General features: G+C 39.1%; 26 protein-coding genes, 1 tRNA gene and 1 pseudogene. 14 read left to right on the forward strand and 14 right to left on the reverse strand.

All coding sequences use genetic code 11. The features are described 5' to 3' along the window. Positions 1–17: 17 nt before the first annotated feature. From HMPREF9096_RS01275 to HMPREF9096_RS01240, 8 genes are all read left to right on the forward strand, one after another. Complete coding sequence (locus tag HMPREF9096_RS01275; protein WP_009500831.1) at positions 18–278, forward strand: hypothetical protein; 261 nt, start codon at positions 18–20, stop codon at positions 276–278. A 1-nt stretch (position 279) separates the two neighbouring features. Then, positions 280–660 carry a hypothetical protein gene (locus HMPREF9096_RS01270; RefSeq protein WP_009500832.1) on the forward strand — a complete coding sequence of 127 codons (381 nt, stop codon included), beginning with the start codon at positions 280–282 and terminating at the stop codon, positions 658–660. After that, positions 660–1,106 (forward strand): hypothetical protein, encoded by a 447-nt coding sequence (locus HMPREF9096_RS01265; protein ID WP_009500833.1) that lies wholly within the window; start codon positions 660–662, stop codon positions 1,104–1,106. Before HMPREF9096_RS01270 ends, HMPREF9096_RS01265 begins: the two co-directional genes overlap by 1 nt. Positions 1,107–1,115: 9 nt before the next feature. After that, the gene (locus tag HMPREF9096_RS01260) at positions 1,116–2,381 is read left to right on the forward strand and encodes a histidine-type phosphatase (protein WP_009500834.1); all 1,266 of its coding nucleotides are present in this window, start codon (positions 1,116–1,118) and stop codon (positions 2,379–2,381) included. 59 nt (positions 2,382–2,440) lie between these two features. Next, positions 2,441–2,893 (forward strand): DUF2846 domain-containing protein, encoded by a 453-nt coding sequence (locus HMPREF9096_RS01255; RefSeq protein WP_009500835.1) that lies wholly within the window; start codon positions 2,441–2,443, stop codon positions 2,891–2,893. A gap of 17 nt (positions 2,894–2,910) precedes the next feature. Then, entirely contained in the window at positions 2,911–4,977 is a 2,067-nt protein-coding gene (gene glyS / locus HMPREF9096_RS01250; RefSeq protein WP_009500836.1) for a glycine--tRNA ligase subunit beta, read from the forward strand. Positions 4,978–5,062: 85 nt separating this feature from the next. After that, positions 5,063–5,139 (forward strand) — tRNA-Ile (locus tag HMPREF9096_RS01245). Positions 5,140–5,408: 269 nt separating this feature from the next. Continuing rightward, positions 5,409–6,233: a class II glutamine amidotransferase gene (locus HMPREF9096_RS01240; RefSeq protein WP_005644310.1), complete on the forward strand. Its 825-nt coding sequence runs from the start codon at positions 5,409–5,411 to the stop codon at positions 6,231–6,233. A gap of 57 nt (positions 6,234–6,290) precedes the next feature. On the opposite strand, the gene HMPREF9096_RS01235 is transcribed toward HMPREF9096_RS01240, so the two are convergent. The 4 genes from HMPREF9096_RS01235 to bcp form a co-directional block, all read right to left on the reverse strand. Next, entirely contained in the window at positions 6,291–7,064 is a 774-nt protein-coding gene (locus tag HMPREF9096_RS01235) for an energy transducer TonB (RefSeq protein ID WP_009500837.1), read from the reverse strand. A gap of 9 nt (positions 7,065–7,073) precedes the next feature. Beyond that, complete coding sequence (gene exbD, locus HMPREF9096_RS01230) at positions 7,074–7,517, reverse strand: TonB system transport protein ExbD (protein WP_005627856.1); 444 nt, start codon at positions 7,515–7,517, stop codon at positions 7,074–7,076. A 3-nt stretch (positions 7,518–7,520) separates the two neighbouring features. Then, positions 7,521–7,973: a TonB-system energizer ExbB gene (gene exbB, locus HMPREF9096_RS01225; protein WP_009500838.1), complete on the reverse strand. Its 453-nt coding sequence runs from the start codon at positions 7,971–7,973 to the stop codon at positions 7,521–7,523. A gap of 174 nt (positions 7,974–8,147) precedes the next feature. Next, positions 8,148–8,615, reverse strand: a complete 468-nt coding sequence (gene bcp, locus HMPREF9096_RS01220) for a thioredoxin-dependent thiol peroxidase (RefSeq protein ID WP_009500839.1) — start codon at positions 8,613–8,615, stop codon at positions 8,148–8,150. Between the two features lie 101 nt (positions 8,616–8,716). On the opposite strand from bcp, the gene dapA reads away from it, so the two are divergent. Next, entirely contained in the window at positions 8,717–9,613 is an 897-nt protein-coding gene (dapA, locus tag HMPREF9096_RS01215; RefSeq protein ID WP_009500840.1) for a 4-hydroxy-tetrahydrodipicolinate synthase, read from the forward strand. Between the two features lie 98 nt (positions 9,614–9,711). Beyond that, a complete protein-coding gene (gene bamC / locus HMPREF9096_RS01210) occupies positions 9,712–10,716 on the forward strand; it encodes an outer membrane protein assembly factor BamC (protein WP_009500841.1) in 1,005 nt (334 codons plus the stop codon). A 32-nt stretch (positions 10,717–10,748) separates the two neighbouring features. On the opposite strand, the gene HMPREF9096_RS01205 is transcribed toward bamC, so the two are convergent. Next, complete coding sequence (locus HMPREF9096_RS01205) at positions 10,749–11,792, reverse strand: glycosyltransferase family 9 protein (RefSeq protein WP_009500842.1); 1,044 nt, start codon at positions 11,790–11,792, stop codon at positions 10,749–10,751. Positions 11,793–11,868: 76 nt separating this feature from the next. On the opposite strand from HMPREF9096_RS01205, the gene HMPREF9096_RS01200 reads away from it, so the two are divergent. After that, positions 11,869–12,594, forward strand: coding sequence for a 3-deoxy-D-manno-octulosonic acid kinase (locus tag HMPREF9096_RS01200; RefSeq protein WP_009500843.1), 726 nt, complete (start codon positions 11,869–11,871; stop codon positions 12,592–12,594). Between the two features lie 11 nt (positions 12,595–12,605). Further along, positions 12,606–13,193 carry an RdgB/HAM1 family non-canonical purine NTP pyrophosphatase gene (gene rdgB / locus HMPREF9096_RS01195; RefSeq protein WP_009500844.1) on the forward strand — a complete coding sequence of 196 codons (588 nt, stop codon included), beginning with the start codon at positions 12,606–12,608 and terminating at the stop codon, positions 13,191–13,193. 89 nt (positions 13,194–13,282) lie between these two features. Here rdgB and HMPREF9096_RS01190 read toward each other — a convergent pair whose 3' ends face one another. After that, complete coding sequence (locus HMPREF9096_RS01190; protein ID WP_009500845.1) at positions 13,283–15,127, reverse strand: ABC transporter ATP-binding protein; 1,845 nt, start codon at positions 15,125–15,127, stop codon at positions 13,283–13,285. A 78-nt stretch (positions 15,128–15,205) separates the two neighbouring features. After that, a complete protein-coding gene (locus HMPREF9096_RS01185; RefSeq protein WP_009500846.1) occupies positions 15,206–16,102 on the reverse strand; it encodes an AraC family transcriptional regulator in 897 nt (298 codons plus the stop codon). A gap of 111 nt (positions 16,103–16,213) precedes the next feature. On the opposite strand from HMPREF9096_RS01185, the gene HMPREF9096_RS01180 reads away from it, so the two are divergent. After that, a complete protein-coding gene (locus HMPREF9096_RS01180) occupies positions 16,214–16,555 on the forward strand; it encodes a carboxymuconolactone decarboxylase family protein (protein WP_005627672.1) in 342 nt (113 codons plus the stop codon). A gap of 117 nt (positions 16,556–16,672) precedes the next feature. On the opposite strand, the gene rnhB is transcribed toward HMPREF9096_RS01180, so the two are convergent. From rnhB to HMPREF9096_RS01155, 5 genes are all read right to left on the reverse strand, one after another. Beyond that, positions 16,673–17,266: a ribonuclease HII gene (gene rnhB / locus HMPREF9096_RS01175; RefSeq protein WP_009500847.1), complete on the reverse strand. Its 594-nt coding sequence runs from the start codon at positions 17,264–17,266 to the stop codon at positions 16,673–16,675. Next, on the reverse strand, positions 17,259–18,431 hold the full coding sequence (gene lpxB, locus HMPREF9096_RS01170; protein ID WP_009500848.1) for a lipid-A-disaccharide synthase: 1,173 nt from the start codon (positions 18,429–18,431) through the stop codon (positions 17,259–17,261). The genes rnhB and lpxB overlap by 8 nt, the downstream gene beginning before the upstream one ends. Positions 18,432–18,497: 66 nt before the next feature. Further along, positions 18,498–19,286 carry an acyl-ACP--UDP-N-acetylglucosamine O-acyltransferase gene (gene lpxA, locus HMPREF9096_RS01165; protein ID WP_005642748.1) on the reverse strand — a complete coding sequence of 263 codons (789 nt, stop codon included), beginning with the start codon at positions 19,284–19,286 and terminating at the stop codon, positions 18,498–18,500. A 14-nt stretch (positions 19,287–19,300) separates the two neighbouring features. Beyond that, a complete protein-coding gene (gene fabZ / locus HMPREF9096_RS01160) occupies positions 19,301–19,705 on the reverse strand; it encodes a 3-hydroxyacyl-ACP dehydratase FabZ (RefSeq protein ID WP_044233196.1) in 405 nt (134 codons plus the stop codon). A gap of 205 nt (positions 19,706–19,910) precedes the next feature. After that, the gene (locus tag HMPREF9096_RS01155; RefSeq protein WP_032803581.1) at positions 19,911–21,470 is read right to left on the reverse strand and encodes a phosphoethanolamine transferase; all 1,560 of its coding nucleotides are present in this window, start codon (positions 21,468–21,470) and stop codon (positions 19,911–19,913) included. A 130-nt stretch (positions 21,471–21,600) separates the two neighbouring features. On the opposite strand from HMPREF9096_RS01155, the gene pyrH reads away from it, so the two are divergent. Beyond that, positions 21,601–22,314 carry a UMP kinase gene (pyrH, locus tag HMPREF9096_RS01150; protein WP_005628053.1) on the forward strand — a complete coding sequence of 238 codons (714 nt, stop codon included), beginning with the start codon at positions 21,601–21,603 and terminating at the stop codon, positions 22,312–22,314. 63 nt (positions 22,315–22,377) lie between these two features. Here pyrH and HMPREF9096_RS01145 read toward each other — a convergent pair whose 3' ends face one another. Both HMPREF9096_RS01145 and HMPREF9096_RS09425 read right to left on the reverse strand, forming a co-directional pair. Continuing rightward, on the reverse strand, positions 22,378–23,904 hold the full coding sequence (locus HMPREF9096_RS01145) for a catalase (protein WP_032803583.1): 1,527 nt from the start codon (positions 23,902–23,904) through the stop codon (positions 22,378–22,380). A gap of 194 nt (positions 23,905–24,098) precedes the next feature. Then, positions 24,099–24,214, reverse strand: a pseudogene (locus tag HMPREF9096_RS09425) (molybdenum ABC transporter ATP-binding protein); the annotation flags it as partial.

Here is a 24,214-nt window from a genome sequence, read left to right on the forward strand (position 1 = left end):
CACTTCAGGAGAGCAAAATGAGCAAACCCATTCTTTTTTATGCAGAAACATGCCCAGATACCGCACCATTTGTCGCGGAGTTGGATCGCTTAGGCGTGGATTACGATGAAGTAGAAATTATGACTTCATTACCTAATCTCAAACAATTCATTCGTTTACGCGATAGCAATGCAGAATTTGATAATTCGAAAGCAAATGGCTATTTAGGTATTCCTGCGTTGTTATTACTAAATGGCGATGTTGTTTTAGATGAATCCAAATTAAAAGAGATTTTCTAAAGTGATAAAAAAAACGTTAGCTCTTGCAACTTCAGCGATGATTTTGACCGCTTGTAGCAATGCGCAACCACAAGCTGAAATGCCAACTGTGGGCAGTGAAACAGATGCTCACGGTTGCTTACCAAGTGCGGGACAGTCTTATTCTTATTTGAAAAAAGCCTGTGTACAAGTGTTTGATGTGGCGGATATTAAGCTAGACGATCCTGCGAATAAAACCCAAGCGGTTTATGGCATTCTTTCGGAAGATAAGCAACAGGTTGAAGTGTTTGCTTCTGATTTACCTGAAAATACGATTTTATATGTGGTAAAAGACGGATATGTCTCCAAAGATGGCAAAGTGCGTTTAATGAAAACCAAGAAAAGTTGGAAAATTCGTAAGTAATGAAGAAAGTCAGTTTTTTGCAATTTTTATTTAGAATTGGTGATGACTATTTAATGTTTTTGCGAAATTTAACACCCGCTGTGTTGTTTTTATCACTGGCGTTATTTATGTATTCTGAGCTGAATTGGACACATTGGGCGTGGAGTAATGTGCTAGTGCTGTTTTTAAGTTTGACTTCAGGATTTATTGCACTCAGCGTCATGGCAATAAATACTGTCGCTTTTGTACGCGAGATGCTGAAAACCTTAAGAACACTAAGCGGAGAGAGCGAACTTGATGAAAATATTGGTACGCTCGCATTATTTAAAATGCTCTGGGTGGAGAGCAACAGTAAACAACTAATCTTTTTTGCGGTAGTCAATATTGTTGCAGTATTTATGGTGTTAGCTTACGGCACCAAATATGCCTTGAATTTTTATAGCTCAATTTCAACATTAAATAATTAGGTCTCGAATATGAAAAAAATAACCCTAAAATTCACCGCACTTTTGCTCGGCTCAGCTTTAGCAACTAGCGTGTTGGCAACAGAAAATGGTCAAACTTCCTCAAGTTCTGATTATGAATTAGAGAAAGTATTGATTTTCAGCCGACACGGATTGCGTTCACCAGTGGAAAAAGATCCGCAAGAAATGGCGAATTACTCCCCTTATGAATGGGCAAAATGGAATGTGCCATCAGGCTACCTCACTGCCAAAGGGACGGTGCTAGAAACCTATTTCGGACAGTATTTAGGTCAATGGCTTTCAGATAAAGGGTTATTAACAACAGAACGTTGTGCATCGGGCGAAGGTATTTTCGCTTATGCCAATGGAGTGCAACGCACCATTGCAACAGGTCAGGCGATTGTTTCTGGTGCATTTGCGGGCTGTAATGTTCAATTGCAACATCACGGTAAAATTGGTTCAGAAAAAGATCCGATTTTTAATACACAGGCGCACAATCCAAGTAAAGCCTTGATTGAATCTGCAAAAAATAACGTTGATTTAACCGCTTTACAGCAAAAATTAGCACCGAATTATGCGTTATTAAGTGAAATTATCGATTATAAAAATTCACCAAACTGCTTACAAAAAGGCGAATGTGATTTAGGTGGAAAAGTCGGTGAATACAGTATTAAAGACGGTAAGTCGGTAAAAATTACGGGTTCTATCAGCACCGGAAAGAAAATTGTCAGTGCGTTATTGCTCGCACATTATGTGGGTAAGCCTGATTCAGAAATCGCAAACGGTCGTGTGAATAGCCAAGACAAATGGCGTGCAATTAATGAAATTAAAAACGAATATTACCGCACTTTATTTAAAAACAACGAAACGTTAGCACAAAATGCATCATATCCGTTATTGGCATTTATTCAGCAACAGCTAAATAGTGAAAACAAAATTAACTTATTGGTTGGACACGATTCTAATATCGTCGCTCTGCTTGCGGCACTAGGTGTTGAGCCTTATGAATTGAATGATTCATTAGAAAATATCCCAATCGGAGGCAAGTTACTATTTGAAGTGTGGAAACACAAACCAAGTGGCAAACTCAAATTTAAGTTGGATTATGTGTATCAAACCACAGAACAACTGATTAACATCACGCCGCTAAGTTTAGCAACACCACCAAACCAAACAGCATTAACCCTCAAAGGTTGTGAGAAAGATGAACATGGCTTTTGTGATTATGAGCGTTTTCAACAGGTGTTGAGGGAGAGTATTAAGAACGGTAAGAAGTAAAATTGGATAAAATAGTCTATAAGTGACTGATTTATATCTTCTTCTAAAAGAGGATTTTTATGAAAAAATTAATATTAATATCAAGTATTATATTAGCAGGGGGATGTGCAACACCGTTTCCTTTATCTCAATATGCTAGTGATAAAGAGGATATTCAAGCAAAAGAGTTTCAAGTACCATCCAATAATACTGCTAATCTTTATGTTTACAGAGATAAATCAGTAGGACCTTTCTATGGTGCAAAAATTTTTATTGATAATAAAGAAATCGCAACAAGCCATGGCAAAACTTATTTTGTAGTAAATGTTTCTCCTGGTGAGCATTTTATAGAATCGTATACTGAAGAAAAAAGTATAAAGAAAAATTTTAGTGTTTTACCTAATAGTAACAACTACATAAAAATAGATCCTAATGTTGATGGATTTGGCGTTACTATGAATATAATCATATCAGATGAAAAAACAGGTAAAAGCGGCGTTCTCCAGAGTAAATTAATTGAAATAATTAAATAATTGTAAAGAGATAAACAATGACAACCCAAAACTTCCTAGTAGAAATCGGCACAGAAGAGCTACCACCTAAAGCTCTCAAAACATTAGCGACCTCTTTTGCGAATAACGTTGAAGCGGAATTAAACCAAGCGGGTTTAACCTTCGATAAAATCGAATGGTTTGCGGCGCCACGTCGTTTAGCGGTGAAAGTGTTAAACTTAGCCACACAACAGCCAAGCAAAGAAATTGAAAAACGCGGGCCAGCAGTGTCAGCCGCTTTTGACGCTGAAGGTAAACCAACTAAAGCGGCAGAAGGTTGGGCACGCGGTTGTGGGATTACCGTTGATCAAGCAGAACGCATTGCGACTGATAAAGGCGAATGGCTTGTTCACCGTGCAAAAATTGAAGGTCAACCGACCAAAAACTTACTTAACGACATTGTGGCTAATGCCTTAGCAAAATTGCCAATTCCCAAACCAATGCGTTGGGCAGATAAAACCGTGCAATTTATCCGTCCGGTTCACACTGTGACTATGTTATTGGGTGACGAGTTAATTGAAGGTGAAATTTTAGGTGTGGCAAGTGAGCGAACTATTCGCGGTCACCGTTTCTTAGGCGAGAAAGAATTTGAAATTCAACATGCTGACCAATATCCGCAATTATTGCGTGAGAAAGGTTCTGTGGTAGCCGACTTCAACGAGCGTAAAGCAGAAATTTTGGCAAAATCGCAAGCAAAAGCGACCGCACTTGGCGGCGTGGCTGATATTGAAGAAAGCTTGCTTGAAGAAGTGACCTCATTGGTGGAATATCCAAACGTTTTAGCGGCAAAATTTGAAGAGCGTTTCTTAGCGGTGCCAGCGGAAGCATTGGTTTACACCATGAAAGGCGACCAAAAATATTTCCCGATTTATGACAAAGACGGCAAATTATTACCGCACTTTATTTTTGTCTCGAACATCAACCCAGAAGATCCAACCGCGATTATCGAAGGGAACGAAAAAGTAGTTCGCCCACGTTTAACCGATGCGGAATTCTTTTTCAAAACTGACTTGAAACAAAAACTCGTTGATCGTTTACCTCGCTTAGAAACTGTGTTGTTCCAACAACAACTCGGTACATTAAAAGACAAAACTGATCGTATCGAACAACTTGCAGGCGAAATTGCAAAACAAATCGGTGCAGACGAAGCAAAAGCAAAACGTGCCGGCTTACTGTCAAAATGTGATTTAATGACCAACATGGTGTTTGAATTTACCGATACGCAAGGCGTAATGGGTATGCACTATGCTCGTCATGATGGTGAAGATGAAGAAGTCGCAGTGGCATTAAATGAACAATATATGCCACGCTTTGCGGGGGATGAATTACCTAAATCACTCGTTGCAAGTGCGGTCGCTTTAGCAGATAAATTTGACACCTTAACGGGGATCTTCGGCATCGGACAAGCACCAAAAGGTAGCGCAGACCCATTTGCATTACGTCGTGCGGCATTAGGTGCATTACGTATTATCGTTGAGAAAAACTTACCGCTAGATTTAGAAGATTTAGTGAAAAAATCAGCCGCACTTTTCGGCGATAAACTCACGAATCAAAACGTGGTTGCTGATGTGGTGGACTTCATGCTCGGTCGTTTCCGTGCATGGTATCAAGATGAAGGAATCGCAGTGGATGTGATTCAAGCGGTATTAGCACGTCGTCCAACTCGTCCAGCTGATTTTGATGCACGTGTACGTGCGGTATCACACTTCCGCACTTTAGATTCAGCGGAAGCGTTAGCAGCAGCAAATAAACGTGTAAGTAACATCTTAGCCAAAGCGGATGCTACAATCGGCGAGATCAATTTGACCGCTTGCGTAGAACCAGCAGAAAAAGCCCTTGCTGAAGCTGTACTTGCATTACGCACTGAAGTACAACCGCTTATTGCACAAGGTGATTACACGGCAGTATTAGATAAATTAGCGAACTTACGTGCACCGGTAGATAATTTCTTTGATAACGTGATGGTAAATGCTGAAGATCCAGCATTACGCCAAAACCGCTTAGCGATTTTAAATACGTTACAAGGCTTGTTCTTACAAGTAGCTGATATTTCAGTGCTTCAATAATGATAAAAGGGATGATTGATTTTTCATCAATCATCCCTTCTTTTATAGACTTCAAGTGATTATTTCTCTATAATCACCGCACTTTCCCCCCTTAGCTCAGTCGGTTAGAGCAGGCGACTCATAATCGCTTGGTCACTGGTTCAAGTCCGGTAGGGGGGACCATTTTCCCTCTCTATACCCTTTAAACTTCCTTAGATTCATTTCTTTTATCGATATTTATTACTTTAATTTTCAAATCCTATTTCTTTGAATAACTCTTATTAGAAATAATCGGTGATGATTTCTAGAAAATAGTGTGTTAGCTAAAAGAATTATTTCGGAGAGATCTAATACCTACATGGACATAAAAAATCCATAGAATCTCTCTTGATATTCCCTTCATAATGGTGTTAAATCACTCACATATTGTGAGGTTATATCTTATTTAAATTATGTGTCAATTACTCGGAATGAATTGTAATACGCCGACGGATATTGTCTTTTCTTTTGAAGGTTTTCGTCGTCGTGCTGGTTTAACTGATTGTCATTCAGATGGCTTTGGAATCGCTTTTTTTGAAGGGCGTGGAGTGCGTATTTTTCGCGACAATCAAGCTGCTAGCCTTTCGCCCATCGCTGATTGTGTTAAGCAATATAAGATCAAGTCTTTGAATGTCATTGCGCATATTCGTAAAGCTACTCAGGGTGAAGTGAATATAGAAAATACTCACCCATTTATTCGTGAAATTTGGGGGCAAAACTGGGTTTTTGCGCATAATGGTAATCTGAAAAACCTACCAGACATGACAGAACATTTTTTGCAGCCAATAGGTTCTACAGATTCAGAAGCTGCTTTTTGTTATATGGCGGAATATCTCAAAAATACTTTTCGTAAAAAACCGAGTGAAATGGAAATTTTTGAGGCTATTCAAAAAGTAACAAAAGAGCTTGCTCAACACGGCACATTTAATTTTATTCTTTCTAATGGCGAATGGATGATAGCCCATTGTTCAACGAATTTACATTATGTCATGCGACAAGCGCCTTTTGGTAAAGCGCACAGAATTGATGATGATGGTGTCATTGATTTTAGTGATTATGCAAAGGAAGGCGATAAAGTGAATATCATTACAACCTTTCCATTAACCAAAGATGAAAATTGGACAAAAATGGAAAATGGTGGATTTGTATTTTTTAAGAACGGGGATAAAATTGCTGAAGTGGTAGGTACTCCGAAAGAAGCGATTGATGATGGTACCTTAGGTAATCGAGTAGCTTAATTAAATCTAGCCAAATAAAAGTGCGGTTAAACTCAAAGAGAATTAACCGCACTTTTTTTATTGAAGCGTGAAACTAATCGGCACATTTAACCCTGAAGGGAATCCTGAAGGTCTTGCACCGACAGGTCTTGCGCTGTTAACTGCTTCTAATGCTGCATTATCTAGGCTTTCATCACCCGATGATTGAGTAACACGAGCACCACTTAGTGAGCCATCAGGACCTACATTGAAGGACACGCTGACTTTACCTTGCTTACGCATCATTTTTGCGCGAGTAGGGTAACGTTTATGACGTTCAATTTCACGACGAATTGCGGAGCGATAAGCTGCCATTTCGCTCGTATCTGTTCCACTCCCTGCTACTTGTGCATTGCTATTGGTGGCGCCAGTTGTGGTCGCTTTAGCATTCACGTTTGCACTTGAATCAATATTTTTATCACCTTTTGGTAGATCTTTATTGATTGGTTTTTCCTGTGGCTTAACGTCTTTTTTCGGTTTATCCTTTGGCTTTTCTTTAGGTTTTTCTTTTGGTTTTGGCTTTTCTTTTTCCGGTTCTTTGATTTTTTGTGGCTCAGGTTTCACCGTTGGATCTTCCACAACCTCTTGTTTTTCTGGTTCTGGCTCTTTTTGTACATTTTCTGGCTCAGGAGCAGGTTCTTCCATCACCATGCCTTGCACCATTTCCATAGAAATACTTGTGGATATGTCGCCTGGAGCGCTATTGGCGCTATCACTTGGCTTATTCCAACTCCATAAGATCACTCCTACAATAATGCCGTGTACGATCAAAGAAATAAGCAAACCTAATAGCGAACGTTTTGTTTGCTGCATAATTATTCCTTAAGGCGTCGTTGGCACAGATTGAGCGGGTGCAGATTCTTGAGGATTTTTACCCGCACTTTTACCTTTATCTTTCATAGAAACAATAGCTACATTTTTGATCTCATTTTTAGAGAGCATATCTGTAATGGTAACAAAGTCTTGGAAAGAGGCTTCTGCATCAATTTTTAATGTGACTTTCTGATCTTTATTCCATTGGGCAATTTCTGCTTCTAGGGCTTCTTGCGTAATAGGTCTATCATTGAAATAGAGTTGTTTATCCGCTGTCACAGTCAATAATTTAGCAAGCTCATCAGCTTTAAATGCAACAGCTGTACTGGCTTTAGGTACGTTAACTTGAATTTTACCTTGAGAGATAAAAGACGCAGTGATAAGTACCACAGCAAGTAATACCAACATAATATCAATGAAAGGGATAATGTTGATTTCATCGAATTTTTTCACGGACTATTCCTTATCTTTTTGTTCGTTTAACACTTTCCATTTCAAACGATTAACTTCAACTTTACGACCTAAACCGTTATAAAACACCATCGATGGAATAGCCACAAGAATACCTAATGCCGTCGCTTTTAATGCTAAAGATAAGTGCATCATAATCACGCCAGTATCGATTTCGCCACCGCCATGACCGATTTGATAGAACGTTAATAAAATCCCGATAACTGTACCAAGCAAGCCAACATATGGTGCGTTTGCACCAATAGTAGAAATCACGGTCATATTGCGATTTAAATCGATATCTAATGCGTGAATAGTGGAATAATGTGCGACGTTTACCTTTCTTAAGAAAATATAACGTTCAATTACCATGGCTAGCATAATAATGCTCATCAGTAATAATAAACCGATGATAAAGTAGTCACTGTACTGTTGTAAAAAATCAAAAAGCTGCATCATTTTTTTCTGTCCTTATTATTTGAGAAATATCTTGGGGATATAATTGAGAATGAATTTCAATCAAGGATAAATTCTAGCAAAGGCGGAATAACGCGTAAATATCGAACTGAAAAAATAATGAATTTTTACCGCACTTTATACTTTATATAGAAAAGTGCGGTAATTTTTGAAGGGTTATAGGGATCGAAGATAATCAACGATAACTTGATGATGTTCTGTTGTTTTGAATTTATCAAATACGTGAATAATTTTTCCGTTTTCATCAATTAAAAAACTAATTCGGTGAATACCATCGTAAGTTTTCCCCATGAATTTTTTCTCACCCCATACGCCAAATTGTTCTGCAATTTTGTGATCAGGATCGGAAAGTAGTGTGAAATTAAGGTTTTTTTTCTCAATAAACTGAGCTAATTTTTTCGGTGTATCAGGGCTAATACCAAGTACAACTAAACCTAATTCATCTAATTCTGATTTACTATCACGCAATCCGCATGCTTGCGTTGTACAGCCAGGCGTAAGTGCTTTCGGGTAAAAATAGACTAATACTTTTTTACCGAGAAAATCATTTAAAGAAACTGGGTGTTCTTGCTGATTTAATAACGTAAAAATTGGTGCTTGGCTACCAACGGATAATGGATTCATAAAAAGCTCCTTTGATGAAAAAATATTTGCAAATTCAAGTCATTTTAGCGACTATAACGGGCTATACCAAATAATAAAATTAAAAAACCAACGGAGGTTCTATGTCAGCACAAAATCCTTTATTTTCAGGCAGTATTGTTGCACTTGTTACACCTATGAATAATTATGGCGAAGTAGATTTCGCTTGTTTAGAAAAATTGGTGGAATATCACATTGAGGCAGGCTCTAATGCGCTTGTTTCTGTGGGAACAACGGGTGAATCAGCAACATTAAGTATTGAAGAAAATGTAAAGGTTATTGAGAAGACCGTTGAATTTGCCAAGGGGCGTATTCCTGTGATTGCTGGCGCAGGCGCAAATGCGACGAGTGAAGCAATTACAATGACAAAATTATTACGCGATAGCGGCGTTGCGGGTTGTCTATCCGTTGTACCTTACTACAATAAACCAACCCAAGAAGGAATCTTCCAGCATTTTAAAGCCATTGCTGAATGTACAGATTTACCGCAAATTCTTTATAACGTACCAGGTCGCACCGGTAGCGATATGAAGCCAGAAACTGTTGCTCGTTTAGCGAAAATCAACAACATTGTTGGTATTAAAGAAGCAACTGGAGATATCAGTCGTGTCACCAAAATTAAAGAGCTCGCAGGTAAGGATTTCATCGTTTTAAGTGGTGATGATGCAACGAGTTTGGATGCAATGAAACTCGGCGCAGAGGGTGTGATTTCTGTAACGAATAACTTAGCGCCAAAAGATATGGCTGATATGTGTCGCTATGCCCTTGCGGGGGATTTTGCTAAAGCAGAGGAAATTAATGCTCGTTTAATGCGTTTACACCATGATCTCTTTATTGAATCAAACCCAATCCCTGTGAAATGGGCGGCTTATCGTTTAGGTTTAATTAAGTCAGCACATTTACGTTTGCCATTGACGGTGTTAAGCGAAGATGTTCAACCAAAAGTAGAAGAAGCACTGAAAATCGCAGGATTATTATAAAAATCAGGGGTAAGTCATTACCCCTAAACTTTTTGCATTATAGGCTGTCGAAGTGCGGTCAAAATTCATAAAATTTTCAATTTAGTTAAGGTTCAAATATGAAAAAAATAATGTTGAGTTTAGCAGCGGTTATCGTATTGGCTGGTTGTTCGTCTGATCCTGAAGCATTAAAGACTGCTAATGATTCTTTCCAAAAATCAGAGGCTTCTATCCCTGGATTTTCACCGTTGGCGAGCGGTGGTGTAATGCTACCAAAAGCAGACGATACTTATGCGTTGCCTAATATTGCTGTGAAAAAGGGAGAAAATATTGATATTCGTCCTCCATCAACACCATTAGCGATTATTGAAAATTCATTAACACAATTCGATGGTGAACGAGCATTGATCGTGTATCCACAACAGCAAGCTAGTGTGTATAACCTCCAACAAGTTGAACGCTTATTAAAAGAAGACGGTATTTCATCAACAACGAATGGTGCGATTTTAACGACGGACTGGGCGCCAACAGGAAGAATTGGTGATAAATCGGGCACTGAGATCAAATATCAAGTAGAACAAGTTATGGCTCAAGATGCGAGTGCACTAGCAGTATCTGTTTTACAAATGCGTCGTGATGGCGTGATTTTCACTCCAAGTGTATCTGATAAGCAACGTTATACGTCTGAACGCTTAAACCGCATTGTGTCTGCATTAACTTCTGCTTACAACAAACAGCAACAAGATTTATCTAGTGCTTCTGTGGGAGCGGTAGCTTCGCAAATTATTCAGGATTTGAATGGCCAAACTGCATTAGCGATGAATGTTAATTTTGGTCAAGCATGGGAAAAATTAGGTGGAGCTTTACCTAAAGTGGGTTTTGCGATCAAATCTGAAACTGCAGGTAAAGGTTATCGTGAATTAAAATATTCAGCATTAAACAAAGAAGATTGGTTGCGCATGGGAACTGAAATTCCAGAACTTGAAAACGGTACTTACCAAATGCAAATTTCTGATCATGGCAGACAAAGCTCCGTTGTTATTTCTGATGAAAAAGGCAAGGCATTGTCTGGCGATTCAGCCGCGAGAATTTACCAAGCAATTAGTAACTTGATTGCAAGATAAATAAAAGCTCAGCATTAGCTGAGCTTTTTTCTTTAGAATAATCCTAATTTTTTCATTTGTTCAATGACGGGTTCGACTTGAATCTCTGCCATCAAATTTTTCCCTTTTAGTTTAGTTGCCCAAGGTAGTTCAGAAGATGGTTTGCCAAATTCTTTTTGGGAATTTTCTTCATATACTGATACCACGTTATTTAAATTATTATAAGGTGCAGTACGCAAAGGATTGTGATAGGCATACAAGCCAATAACGGGTGTACCTTGTGTTGTTGCAATATGGGCAGGGCCAGAGTCTGGCGAAAGTACTAGATCAACCTTAGAAATTAAAGCAGTAAGCTGTTTTAGGTTTGTTTTTCCTGCAATATTGGTTGGCGTGAAATGGCAAAGTGCGGTAATTTTTTCGACTATTTCTAATTCACGTTTGGCTGGCGAACTGCAGAAGATTACATTGACATTATTCTGATGGGCTATATTGGCAATTTCTGCATAACGTTCGATTAGCCAATCTTTTTCTGCTTTGCTAGAACAAGGGGAAATTAATAAATTTTTACGAGAGAAATCAATAAATTGATCGGCAAATGTATAATCATCTTCTGAGATAGCTAATGCCCATTTCGGTTCTGATTTCGGTACGCCAATATATTCAGCGAAAGCCATAAATCCATCTAATACATGGGGCGATGAGGGATCTGTGATACGACGATTTACAAATAGCCATTGCCCTTCGCGAGAACGTTTTTCTCCAAATCCAATTTTGTATTTGGCTTTAATTCCTAAAGAAAGGATTGATGCGCGAAATGCTGTTTGCATATTTAATAGCGCATCAAACTGTTTATTTTTTAGTTGTTTCCAGAGTGATAAAACACCTTTCCATCCCGCTTTTTTATTGTAAGGAATGAGTGTGATATTAGGAATACCTGAAAGCAAACTCATTTCGTTTTTTCCTACAATCCAAGTAATTTCTGTTTGGGGATAATATGCTTGAATATGCTGAACCACAGCTAAGGCATGACAGACATCGCCTACAGCTGATAATCGGAGAATACAAAGGGATTTTGGAGCTTCGGTAAAAAGTGGCATTGACATTCCTTTCTCATTTAACTTGCGCCTATTTTAAAGTAGAATGAGCCCATTTTCTATTCATAACAACATTCCCATGTACCAATTCCAACAAGATAACCAATATTTTATCTTTAATTTTGACCGCACTTTTGAGCAAGCAACCGAGTTTTTCCAAGCGGAATTTTGGCAAAAACAAGACCGACTGATAGGAAGTGCAAAAGGTCGAGGCACCACTTATTTCTTGCAAACTGAAGATTGGTTTGGCGTAAATTGTGCGTTGCGTCATTATTATCGAGGTGGGCTTTGGGCTAAACTAAACAAAGATCGTTATCGTTTTTCTGCTCTTGAAACTACCCGTAGTTTTGCTGAGTTTCACTTGTTGCAACGTTTGTATGAAGCAGGTTTGCCTGTGCCTAAACCGATTGCCGCACGTATTCAAAAAGGCAAGTTAGGTATTTGCTATCAAGCGGATATTTTGATGGAAAAAATCGAAAATGCGCAGAATTTAACCGCACTTTTACAAACACAAACATTGCCAAAAGAAACTTGGATGCAAATTGGTCGTTTGATTCGAAAACTACATGATTTACAGATTTGCCATACAGACTTGAATGCACACAATATTTTGCTTCAACAAACTGAACAAGGGCAAAAATGTTGGTTACTCGATTTTGATAAGTGCGGTGAAAAATCAGGAGATTTTTGGAAAGTGCAAAATCTGAATCGTTTAAAACGTTCCTTCGAAAAAGAAGTTGGACGAATGAATATTCAATTTACCGAGCAAAACTGGGCTGATTTAACAGCAGCTTATTATCAATAAAAGGACTAATTATGAAACAAAAAATCGTACTTGCTACAGGCAATAAAGGCAAAGTGAAAGAAATGGCTGATGTCCTATCTGATTTTGGTTTTGAAGTGATTGCACAAACAGATTTAGGTATTGAAAGCCCAGAAGAAACAGGCTTAACTTTCGTTGAGAATGCGTTATTAAAAGCGCGCTATGCCTCAGAGAAATCAGGTTTACCTGCTATTGCAGATGATTCTGGCTTGGTGGTTTCCGCACTTAATGGCGCACCTGGTCTATATTCTGCACGTTATGCTGGTGAAGAGGGCAATGATGCTAAAAACCGTGAGAAATTATTGGCAGAGCTTGCTCATATTGCACAAGATAAACGCCAAGCCAAATTTGTGAGCTGTATCGTGTTTTTACAGCATCCAACGGATCCATCGCCAATTATTGCCGAAGGTGAGTGTCACGGTGTGATTGGTTTTGAAGAAAAAGGCGAAAATGGTTTTGGTTATGACAGTTTATTCTTTAGCCCAGAACAAGGTTGCACATTTGCTGAATTAGAAACCGTTGAGAAGAAAAAAATTTCTCATCGTGCGCGAGCATTGAAAGTATTAAAAAGTAAGTTATAAATCTAGTTAAACGTATAATAATAAAAGGCACGCATATTTTTATATGTGTGCCTTTTTATAGGGATTTTATCTATACCAGAAAAGTAATATTATTCAGCATGTTCACTTAAAAATCCGCCACTTTGATGATTCCATAGTTTAGCGTACAGACCATTACGCTCCAGTAATTCAGCATGGGTACCTTGTTCGACAATTTGTCCTTTATCAAGCACAATCAGGCGATCCATCGCTGCGATGGTGGATAAACGATGAGCAATGGCAATCACAGTTTTATTTTCCATCATCTTATCGAGACTTTCTTGTATTGCCACTTCCACTTCCGAATCTAATGCGCTTGTGGCTTCATCTAACAATAGAATTGGTGCATCTTTTAACATGACACGAGCAATAGCAATGCGCTGACGCTGACCACCTGAAAGTTTTACACCTCGTTCACCCACATGGGCATCGTAGCCTTTTCTGCCTTGAGCATCAGTGAGGAATGGAATGAAATCAGCGGCTTCTGCTCGTTCAGCAGCTAAAATCATCTCTTCATCTGTGGCATTAGGGCGTCCATAAATAATATTGTCACGAACGGAGCGATGTAGCAGAGAAGTGTCTTGAGTCACTAAACCGATTTGGCGGCGTAGGCTTTCTTGTTGCACACCTAGTACATTTTGCCCATCAATAGTAATCGAGCCTTGTTGTGCTTCATAGAAACGCAGCAATAAGTTCACAATCGTAGATTTTCCTGCACCAGAACGGCCGATCAGTCCGACTTTTTCACCAGGTTTGATGGTGAGATTGAAATGATGGAGTAATGGTTTTGTCGGATCATAAGCAAAGGTAATATCGTTAAACTTAATTTCCCCTTGTGTCACCTGTAACGGTGATGCTTGTGCTTTATCCACAATAGTGTGAGGTTTGGTTAAAGTATTCATTCCATCGTTTACGGTTCCGATATTCTCAAACAAACGTGCAGACTCCCACATAATCCAACGAGACAGTCCATTGACTCGTAATGCCATTGCCGTTGCCGTTGCTATTGCACCCACGCCAACTTGACCATTTTTCCATAAAATAATACCAAGTATTGCAGTACTTAACGTAAGTAGAATATTTGTAGCGTAAGTGAGTGTATCTAGTGATGTTGCTAAGCGCATTTGGGCGTGGACTGTGACCATAAAATCTTCCATAGAACGTTTGGCATAAGCGGCCTCGCGCGAGCCGTGAGAAAATAATTTTACTGTAGCAATATTGGAATAAGCATCTGTAATACGTCCCGTCATTAAAGAACGAGCATCAGCTTGTCGTTGTGCAGTTTTTGATAATTTAGGAATGAGGGTTCGTAGGATAAAAATAAAAATCGTAATCCAAGCAATAAATGGCAGTAAGAACCAAGAATCTAATGCTGCGAGAACTAATCCTGATGTAATAAAATATACGATGACATATACAAACATATCTGCAAGTGTGAGCACTGTATCACGAACAGCCAGAGCGGTTTGCATTACTTTGGCAGACACTCTGCCGGCAAATTCATCTTGATAAAAACTCAAACTTTGTCCAAGCATTAAACGATGGAAATTCCAACGTAATCGCATTGGAAATACACCTTGTAAGGTTTGTAAACGTACGGTAGAGGCTAAAAATCCCCACGCAATGCTAACAAGTAATAGGGCAGCCATGCCAATTAATAAATAACCTTTTTCTTGCCATAATGTCTCAGGCGTGAATGACCCTAACCAATCTACAAGCGTTCCCATAAATTGGAATAATATGGCTTCCATTACACCAGTACCAACTGTTAGCAATATCAGTAAGAGAATCCAGCCTTTCATTCCTTCAATGCTAGACCAAATAAAGCGCAATAAGCCTTTTTTAGGTGTTGTTGGATTACCTTCTGGATAAGGATTTAAACGGTTTTCAAACCACGAAAAAATTTTGTTAAACATATCTTTTCCTTAAAAAGAAAAGGCAACAGACGTTGCCTTTCAAAAAACTTGGCGATTATAGCGCAAAAATTCTCCAATTTATAGGCTAGCAGATTTTCTGTATTGGCTTGGTGAAAGTTGGTAGTAATTCTTGAAGGCTTTACTAAAATGCGCCTCCGATTGATACCCCACTTCTAAAGCAATAGCAAGTACGGATTGTTGGGTTTGCTTTAATAAAAACGCTGCCGATTGTAACCGCACTTGAGTTATAAAACGCCCTGGCGACATACCAAGTTGTTGTTGAAAAACACGAATAAAGTTTGCACGAGACATTGCAGAAAGATCGGCTAATTGCTCAATTCGCCAATCTTCTTGGGGGAGTTGTAATATCGCACCCAGCACCGCATTTAATCGCTTGTCTTGCAACGCGAGTAGCACACCGCCTGTAATTAAGTTCTCTTGAATCGCATGGCGTAAAATATAAATTAAAAGCACATTGGAAAGTGCATCGACGACAGATTTTGTACCTGCATCGTTTTTTTGTGCTTCTTGTAGAAAAAGCTGAACCAAAGGATGAATCGGTGTATCGCATAAATTGAGATGCAAATATTCAGGCATAGAAGCTGTAAGGAAAGCATCTTGCTGATAATAAAATGCCCCGCAGAACATTTTTAAATCAGGTGTGCCTTGCCCTACTTGATATAATTCAAATGCACCTTGCCAGCTTTTTTTCAATGATGTGTCCTTTGTCTGGCTGGATGAATGACGCATAAAGTGCGGTTGATTTTGGGGAAGAAAAAAGATATCACCTTCCTTTAAATGAAATTGCTTTTGCCCGAGTGTAAGCCAGCATTCGCCTTGTTCAATAAGATGGAATACGCCTTTTCCTGCATCTTTTTCTTGATGGGCGACTTGCCATTCACCTTGAAATTCACAGCGAATATTAATTTCCCCACGCACTTGTGCTAAATGGGTGAGTTTATCTAAATAATCCATAATGAGATGTTAGCGATAAAAATTGAGATAAATAAGCAAGTATCATAATCCAATCTGCCTATAATTTGCCACACCAGTTGGTTATTAATTCAATATATTTAGGAGAACATTATGTTTGCAGATTGGAAAGAAGAAACATCACACGTTAAAAAATCATTTGGTGCGTTAGGTAAACAATATCCAAAAATGTTACAAGCTTACCAAGCATTAGGCGCAGCAGCGGCAGAAGGCAATGTGCTTGACGCTAAAACTCGTGAGCTTATCGCATTAGCCGTTGCGGTAACAACTCGTTGCGAAAGCTGCATTAGCGTACACGCAGAAGAAGCTGTAAAAGCTGGTGCAAGCGAAGCTGAAGTGGCTGCAGCATTAGCAATGTCTATCGCATTAAATGCAGGCGCTGCTTATACTTATTCTTTACGTGCATTGGAAGCATATAACGTACAGAAAGGTTAATTACCTGTCATTCCATAGAGTTAAGTTGATTAAAGGAAAGGGAGTATTTTTAATACTCCCTTTGTTTTATCAATATTTTACTGCCTAATAAGATAAAAGCATTTTGCGATTAAAATTCTAACGATTTTCTAGCGCTTTTTCCACTGGGGCAAAGCTACGACGATGTTGCGGTAACGCGCCAAGTTCAGCTAATTTTTCCAAATGTAATTTGGTTGGATAGCCTTTATGCTGGGCAAAAGCGTATTCTGGATATTGCTTGTCTAATTCTTCCATTTCTTGGTCTCGTGCCACTTTCGCCAAAATAGAGGCTGCACTGATTTCTGCCACAAGGCTATCGCCTTTTACGACGGCTTGCGCTGGAATATCTAAATCTTTTGGGATCTTATTGCCATCAACTAACACAAAGTGCGGTTGAATTTTTAAAGATTTTACTGCTCGAGTCATTGCCAGCAAGGAGGCTTGCAGGATATTTATCTCGTCAATTTCGTCAGCTTCAGCTCGACCTAATGCCCAAGCAAGGGCTTTTTCTTTGATTTCTTCGGCAAGGGCTAAACGTTTTTTCTCAGAAAGTTTTTTAGAATCAGCGAGGCCTTCAATTGGGTTATTAGGATCTAAAATAACGGCTGCCGTGACAACAGCTCCAACTAAAGGGCCTCGCCCAACTTCATCAACGCCAGCGATCAATTCATAGCCTTGTGGATATTCAAACATTTTCTGTTCCTTCTAATAAGTCAATGGCTGCTTGGGCCGCTTGCTTATCGGCATTGCATTGAATTTTTTGGTGTAAATCCGTGAAGTGCTGAATTAAAACATGGCGATTTTTTACCGCACTTTCATCATCCGAAAGATAAGCAGATAGCTTTTCAGCGAGCAATTCTGGCGTACATTCTTCTTGAATCATTTCAGGAACGAGCATTTCATTCGCAAGCAAGTTTGGTAAAGAAATATAATCGGTTTTCACTAAACGTTTTGCTAAGAAATAGGTCAGTGGTTTCATTCGATAGCCAACTACCATCGGTGATTTACAAAGCATTGCTTCAAGCGCTGCTGTTCCTGAAGCAAGAAGCGTTGCATCAGCTGCGATCATTGCTTGTCGTGCATTGCCATCAATTAAATGCAGGTCTAGATTTGGCGCAATTTTAGCTTTAATGGCTTCAAATTGAATTCGTCGTTTTTCGTTCACCAAAGGAACTAGGAATTGTAAATCAGGGAATTGTTCTTTTAACAATAAAGCGGTTTTTAAGAAAGGCTCAGCCAGAAATTCCACTTCTGAACCACGGCTTCCAACTAAGATTGCTAAATAGCGTTGTGTGGGATCAATCTGTAGCATTTGGCAGGCTTCGGCACGGTTTGGTTTGAGCGGAATAGCATCAGCCATTGTATGTCCAATAAAACGGCAAGGTATGTTAAATTTATCGTAAAAGGCTTTCTCAAAAGGCAAAAAGGCAAGAACTTGATGGGTCGCTTTGGCAATTTTGTGAATGCGATTTTGACGCCATGCCCATACAGAGGGGCTCACGTAATGAATAGTTTTAATTCCGTTTGCTTTGAGCTTGAGTTCTACATCCAAATTAAAATCAGGCGCATCAATGCCGATGTAAACATCAGGTTTTTCTTGCAACATGGTTTGAATGACATTTTTGCGAATTTTCAACAGACGAGGAAGATGTTTCAAAATTTCAGCCAAGCCCATGACTGAAAGCTCTTCCATATCGACAAGCGTCTCACAGCCTTCAGCCAACATTCTTGGGCCAGCAATGCCAATAAAGCGAGCATTAGGATAATGAGCTTTGAGCTGGCGAATTAAACCAGCACCGAGAATATCACCAGATACTTCTCCTGCAACAAGAGCAATGGTTGGATTTGTTTTGTTCATCAAATTTATCCTAAAAAATAACCGCACTTTGGTATGCAAAGTGCGGTTGAAAACAGAGATACTTTATTAACGAATAATACCGCGAGTTGAACGTTTGAAAAATTCAACAAAGAAACTAATCGCTGAATCGGTTTCTGCAATTTGCTCAATTTCTGGTAACACTTCTTCGAGCGTTTTACCGCTACGATAGATCATTTTATAAACGTTACGGATTGCGTGCATAGTTGGTTTATCAAAACCACGACGTTTTAAACCTTCTAAGTTTACGCCAAATGGACGGGCGTGGTTGCCTTGTGCCATAACGTAAGGAGGTACATCTTGGCTTACCATAGAACCACCGCCTAACATAACGTGTGCGCCAACGATCACAAATTGGTGAATTGCTGACATGCCACCAACAATCACGAAATCATCTAACTCTACGTGACCTGCAAGCGTTGCATTGTTGGCCAAAATACAGTTGTTTTTAATTTGGCAATCATGTGCAACGTGAACATTCACCATTAATAAATTGTTATTGCCAATAGAGGTTACGCCACCGCCTTGGATAGTGCCACGATGGATTGTCACATGTTCACGAATTCGGTTGCCATTACCAATAATCGTTTTGGTTGCTTCGCCGTTATATTTTAAATCTTGGTTCACTTCACCAATGCTAGCGAATTGATAGATTTCGTTATCTTCGCCAATAACCGTATCACCACGTACGACAACGTGAGATTTCAATACAGTGCGAGCTTTAATTTCAACGGTGCCTTCAACAATACAGAAAGGCCCAATAACAACACCTTCACCAATAACTGCGCCTTCTTCAACTAAGGCTGTAGGATGGATTTTTGCATTTGGGTGGATCATATTTACCCCCTTAATTAACGACGAGCGCACATTAGTTTTGCTTCACAAGCAATTTCACCGTTTACGGTTGCAACACCAGTAAATGCAGTGATGCCACGGCGTTCTTTAATCACTTGAACGTTTAATTCCATTTGATCTCCAGGTAACACTGGGCGTTTAAAGCGCGCTTCATCAATACCTGCGAAATAGAATAATTCACCGCCTTTTAATTCGTGAGTTTTAAAGGCTAAAATGCCCATTGCTTGTGCCAAAGCTTCTAAAATTAAAACGCCCGGTAAAATAGGTTCGCCCGGGAAGTGACCTGTGAAACAAGGCTCATTGACGCTAATATTTTTAATCGCTTTTAACCATTCGCCTTCTTTAAAATCCAATACGCGATCAACTAATAAAAATGGATAGCGATGTGGTAATAAAGTCATAATTTCTTTTGATTCGATCACTCTTGGTTGTTGTTCTGACACGTTGACACCTTACAAAAAATAAACAAATAAAATCTCTCGGATTATACGATATTTACGGCTAAAAATAAAACGCACCCAATATAGCTTTGTGTTCAAATCAATACTAAATTTGTCGTTTGAATGTTCAAAAGCTAATTTTAGAGTGCGTTATCGTTATTTTAGCCTAGCGTTTAGGACGAATATCAATGGCAGGATCGTCATCTTTACGATATTTTTCATCAATTCGTTTTTGCAATCCAAAGTCATTTTTATCCGATTCATTAGAAAATAAATCTTCTGTTTGCGTTAATTGAGGGTTTTTAATCCCTATCCAATTTGCGATTCCTTCTAAGAAGTTTAAACCAGATTTAAACACCTTATATTCTTTGCGTTCGGTATCATCTGATGAAATTTTGAATAACGGAATATTATGGTGCTCTCGACTGAAACAGTTTTGATTAAACAAAAGTATATTGTTTTTTTCATCTTGTTGGTGGCACAAACCGTGATCTGAGAAATAAATCATTGAGAAAGTCCGGTGATTTTTCTTCGCATTTTCTTCAAGCTGATCATATACACGTTTTAAAAATTCATCGGTTTTCTTAATAGACGACACATAGCAATTTAAATAGCCATATCTCGGATTAAGATCTTTATCATCAAAGATTTTTGGATAATCTTCGACACGGTCGCAAGCCATTGGGTGTGAACCATAAATATGCAACACAATAAATCGTTTTCCTTGAACAGGATCTTCTAATACTTGGGTAAATTTTGGTAATAAATCAAAATCACTAAAGTTAGTAGAATTAAAGCTCCCGCCTTTTTTTAAGAAAAAGGTTTCATCAGATTTTGAGGCAAGGGATGAAACAGGCGTATCGAATTCACCGAGCATACCTTGATTAGAAAGCCAATAAGTTTTCACGCCTGCAGATTTGATGAGATCAACTAAACTCAAGCTGTAATTTGGTTCCCATTTTTCTTTGTTAGGAAGGGTTAACATGAGGCGAAGTGAAGCGACAGTATTTGTTCCTGCTGAACGAAAACCATCAATCAACGTGCCTTTAGCGCTAGACATAAATGGCGTGTTTTCAATCGGATACCCATAGGCATGGTGATAATCTTTACGCGCACTTTCACCAAGAACAATCACATAATCATCATAGCGTGAATTTTCTAATGTTGATTTTCCCCAGTTATCAGATTGGGACATTTGTTTGAGTTTTTGCACTTCATCTACAATTTTTAATGTGGAACTTACCGTTTCTTTAATAGGTTCAGCAAGCGGCATGTTGTAGGCAAAGAGCAATGTCGCTAAGGCTATAAATGTTTTATTACGATAAAATTTTATGCCAAATTTCACCGCACTTTTGTACTGAAGAAAAATCAAAATAGGAATGGCAAAAGCGATTAAGTAACTACTCACAGGGATTTGTAATAGAAATTCCTTCGTTTCTAACATATCTGTCGCGAAAAGCGAGGCGATATATTGATAGCTTGGAGGGCCAAAATTTAGCCCAGTAGGCGTATAAAAAGCATGTAGTAATGCAAGCGGTAGCAAAATAAAATAGAAGGATTTTTTACTGCTGCTTAATAAGAGAATAGTTGTTGTCGCAAGTAGAATGAGAGCCACATTCGGTTCTGGAAACATTCCAGAACCGATTAAAATAAAATAACCCGCTAATGCGGCACAAATCACCGCAAAAAGTGCGGGTAAAATTTGGCTTGTTTTTTTCGTGTTCATAATTGTCTTCCCTGAAAAGAAAATGTCGCTATTATCCACCTTTCACTCAGAATTTCCATATTTAACTTCTTCACTCTTGAGCGGTTATTTTATAGAATAAGCCAATTTTTTAAGCCAGAGGGAAAAAACAATGAGCCAACCAATTTATAAACGTATTTTATTGAAATTAAGCGGTGAAGCATTACAAGGAGAAGATGGTTTTGGTATCGATCCTGCGATTCTCGATCGTATGGCTGTTGAAATTAAAGAATTAGTTGAAATGGGCGTGGAAGTCGGTGTCGTTCTTGGTGGCGGCAACTTATTCCGTGGCGCAAAACTAGCAAAAGCGGGAATGAATCGTGTGGTGGGCGACCATATGGGAATGCTTGCTACGGTGATGAATGGTTTGGCAATGCGTGATTCTTTATTCCGTGCTGATGTGAATGCAAAATTAATGTCCGCTTTCCAATTAAATGGTATTTGTGATACTTATAACTGGTCTGAAGCAATCAAAATGTTACGCGAAAAACGCGTAGTCATTTTCTCTGCGGGAACAGGAAGTCCATTCTTTACCACTGATTCTGCCGCTTGTTTGCGTGGTATTGAAATTGAAGCAGATGTTGTATTGAAAGCGACTAAAGTTGATGGTGTGTATGATTGTGATCCTGCGAAAAATCCTGATGCAAAACTTTATAAAAATTTAAGTTATGCAGAAGTGATCGATAAAGAATTACAAGTGATGGACTTAGCGGCGTTTACTTTAGCTCGCGATCATGGCATGCCGATCCGAGTATTCAATATGGGTAAACCTGGTGCATTACGTCAAGTAGTGACTGGTACCGAAGAAGGCACTACTATTTGTTAGTGAATGTTAAAAAGTAAAACGGTAGGAAAATTCCTACCGTTTTTTTTGGCTGTAGCCTAGAGATTATAACAATCCACCTTGACCTAATGCTGGGTCAGTTTCACGTGCTTTTAATGCATCTTCAACTGTTAAGCCCAATGCTTTTGCAACACCTTCACCATATGCTGGATCACACCAGTGACAGTTACGGATATGACGGTATTTGATGAATTCAGGTGCATCACCCATCGCAGCTGCAGTATTGTTGAATAATGCTTGTTTTTGCTCTGGATTCATTAAGTTGAATAATGCACGCGGTTGGCTGAAGTAATCATTATCATCATTACGGAAATCCCAGTGTGCAGCATCACCATTAATGCGAAGTGGTGGTTCAGCAAAGTCTGGTTGTTGTTGCCATTGGCTAAAGCTGTTTGGCTCGTAGTGCGGTAGGCTACCGTAGTTGCCATCTACACGGCCTTGGCCATCACGTTGGTTGCTATGCACTGGGCAACGTGGACGGTTTACTGGAATTTGACGATAGTTCACGCCTAAACGGTAACGTTGTGCATCCGCATAGTTGAACAAGCGAGCTTGTAACATTTTATCTGGGCTTGCGCCGATACCTGGAACTAAATTGCTTGGTGCAAATGCAGATTGTTCTACATCAGAAAAGAAGTTTTCTGGGTTGCGGTTAAGTTCAAATTCACCCACTTCAATTAATGGATAATCTTTTTTCGGCCATACTTTGGTTAAGTCGAATGGATGATAAGGTACTTTTTCCGCATCAGCTTCAGGCATAATTTGCACATATAATGTCCATTTCGGGAAGTCGCCACGTTCAATTGCTTCGTATAAATCACGTTGATGGCTTTCACGATCATTTGCGATGACTGCAGCCGCTTCTGCATCAGTTAAGTTTTTGATGCCTTGTTGTGTATGGAAGTGGAATTTTACCCAGAAACGCTCGCCTGCTTCGTTCCAGAAGCTGTAAGTGTGTGAACCGTAACCATGCATATGACGATAGCTTGCAGGAATACCACGATCACTCATTACAACAGTTACTTGGTGTAATGCCTCAGGTAATAATGTCCAGAAATCCCAGTTGTTCGTTGCTGAACGCATATTGGTGCGAGGATCACGTTTTACCGCTTTGTTTAAGTCTGGGAATTTACGTGGATCACGTAAGAAGAATACCGGGGTGTTGTTACCTACTAAATCCCAGTTACCTTCTTCGGTATAGAATTTTAATGCGAAACCACGAATATCACGTTCCGCATCAGCCGCACCACGTTCACCCGCAACAGTGGTAAAGCGTGCGAACATTTCTGTTTTTTTGCCCACTTCACTGAAAATTTTTGCGCGAGTATATTTAGTAATATCGTGTGTGACTGTAAAGGTACCAAATGCACCAGAACCTTTCGCGTGCATACGACGTTCTGGAATGACTTCGCGTACGAAATCAGCTAATTTTTCGTTAAGCCATAAATCTTGTGAAAGTAATGGACCACGCGGACCTGCAGTTAAACTGTTTTGATTGTCCGCCACAGGGGCGCCATTTCCCATAGTTAGGTTAGTAGACGATAAATGCGAAAAAGGGCATTGAGAACTCATTATTAACTCCTTGTATGTATGAAATAAGTAGGGTTGAAATAAATTTCGTAAACATCATACAAAAAGGTTTTAACGATTGAAATCTATTAAATCAATCAAAAAAAACTATGCAAGTTGACAGGGTTTTGAGATTAGATGTATTTTTATTGGTTTTATAATGCAACAAAAAAGCCTTGAAATTTAAAATTCCAAGGGATAGAAACATCTGAACTATAAATGCAAACTCGCACTCGCTCGCCTACATTCACAAACACTTGATGAATCCAAAGCGCTTGTTCGCCTAACGAAAGTGCGGTCATTTTATAAGGTG

Source organism: Haemophilus sp. oral taxon 851 str. F0397 (genome assembly GCF_000242295.1).
Classification (GTDB): domain Bacteria; phylum Pseudomonadota; class Gammaproteobacteria; order Enterobacterales; family Pasteurellaceae; genus Haemophilus.

Bases quoted from the DNA above. Each gene is read 5' to 3' on its own strand.
- HMPREF9096_RS01275 (WP_009500831.1), top strand. From the start codon at position 18: ATGAGCAAACCCATTCTTTTTTATGCAGAAACATGCCCAGATACCGCA.
- bamC (WP_009500841.1), top strand. From the start codon at position 9,712: ATGAAAAAAATAATGTTGAGTTTAGCAGCGGTTATCGTATTGGCTGGT.
- rdgB (WP_009500844.1), top strand. From the start codon at position 12,606: ATGAAACAAAAAATCGTACTTGCTACAGGCAATAAAGGCAAAGTGAAA.
- bcp (WP_009500839.1), bottom strand. From the start codon at position 8,615: ATGAATCCATTATCCGTTGGTAGCCAAGCACCAATTTTTACGTTATTA.
- exbB (WP_009500838.1), bottom strand. From the start codon at position 7,973: ATGATGCAGCTTTTTGATTTTTTACAACAGTACAGTGACTACTTTATC.
- rnhB (WP_009500847.1), bottom strand. From the start codon at position 17,266: ATGTTTGAATATCCACAAGGCTATGAATTGATCGCTGGCGTTGATGAA.
- HMPREF9096_RS01255 (WP_009500835.1), top strand. From the start codon at position 2,441: ATGAAAAAATTAATATTAATATCAAGTATTATATTAGCAGGGGGATGT.
- HMPREF9096_RS01155 (WP_032803581.1), bottom strand. From the start codon at position 21,470: ATGAACACGAAAAAAACAAGCCAAATTTTACCCGCACTTTTTGCGGTG.
- fabZ (WP_044233196.1), bottom strand. From the start codon at position 19,705: ATGACTTTATTACCACATCGCTATCCATTTTTATTAGTTGATCGCGTA.
- lpxB (WP_009500848.1), bottom strand. From the start codon at position 18,431: ATGAACAAAACAAATCCAACCATTGCTCTTGTTGCAGGAGAAGTATCT.
- HMPREF9096_RS01260 (WP_009500834.1), top strand. From the start codon at position 1,116: ATGAAAAAAATAACCCTAAAATTCACCGCACTTTTGCTCGGCTCAGCT.
- HMPREF9096_RS01190 (WP_009500845.1), bottom strand. From the start codon at position 15,127: ATGTTTAACAAAATTTTTTCGTGGTTTGAAAACCGTTTAAATCCTTAT.
- HMPREF9096_RS01235 (WP_009500837.1), bottom strand. From the start codon at position 7,064: ATGCAGCAAACAAAACGTTCGCTATTAGGTTTGCTTATTTCTTTGATC.
- HMPREF9096_RS01265 (WP_009500833.1), top strand. From the start codon at position 660: ATGAAGAAAGTCAGTTTTTTGCAATTTTTATTTAGAATTGGTGATGAC.
- pyrH (WP_005628053.1), top strand. From the start codon at position 21,601: ATGAGCCAACCAATTTATAAACGTATTTTATTGAAATTAAGCGGTGAA.
- HMPREF9096_RS01145 (WP_032803583.1), bottom strand. From the start codon at position 23,904: ATGAGTTCTCAATGCCCTTTTTCGCATTTATCGTCTACTAACCTAACT.
- lpxA (WP_005642748.1), bottom strand. From the start codon at position 19,286: ATGATCCACCCAAATGCAAAAATCCATCCTACAGCCTTAGTTGAAGAA.
- HMPREF9096_RS01185 (WP_009500846.1), bottom strand. From the start codon at position 16,102: ATGGATTATTTAGATAAACTCACCCATTTAGCACAAGTGCGTGGGGAA.
- dapA (WP_009500840.1), top strand. From the start codon at position 8,717: ATGTCAGCACAAAATCCTTTATTTTCAGGCAGTATTGTTGCACTTGTT.
- HMPREF9096_RS01240 (WP_005644310.1), top strand. From the start codon at position 5,409: ATGTGTCAATTACTCGGAATGAATTGTAATACGCCGACGGATATTGTC.
- HMPREF9096_RS01180 (WP_005627672.1), top strand. From the start codon at position 16,214: ATGTTTGCAGATTGGAAAGAAGAAACATCACACGTTAAAAAATCATTT.
- HMPREF9096_RS01200 (WP_009500843.1), top strand. From the start codon at position 11,869: ATGTACCAATTCCAACAAGATAACCAATATTTTATCTTTAATTTTGAC.
- HMPREF9096_RS01205 (WP_009500842.1), bottom strand. From the start codon at position 11,792: ATGCCACTTTTTACCGAAGCTCCAAAATCCCTTTGTATTCTCCGATTA.
- glyS (WP_009500836.1), top strand. From the start codon at position 2,911: ATGACAACCCAAAACTTCCTAGTAGAAATCGGCACAGAAGAGCTACCA.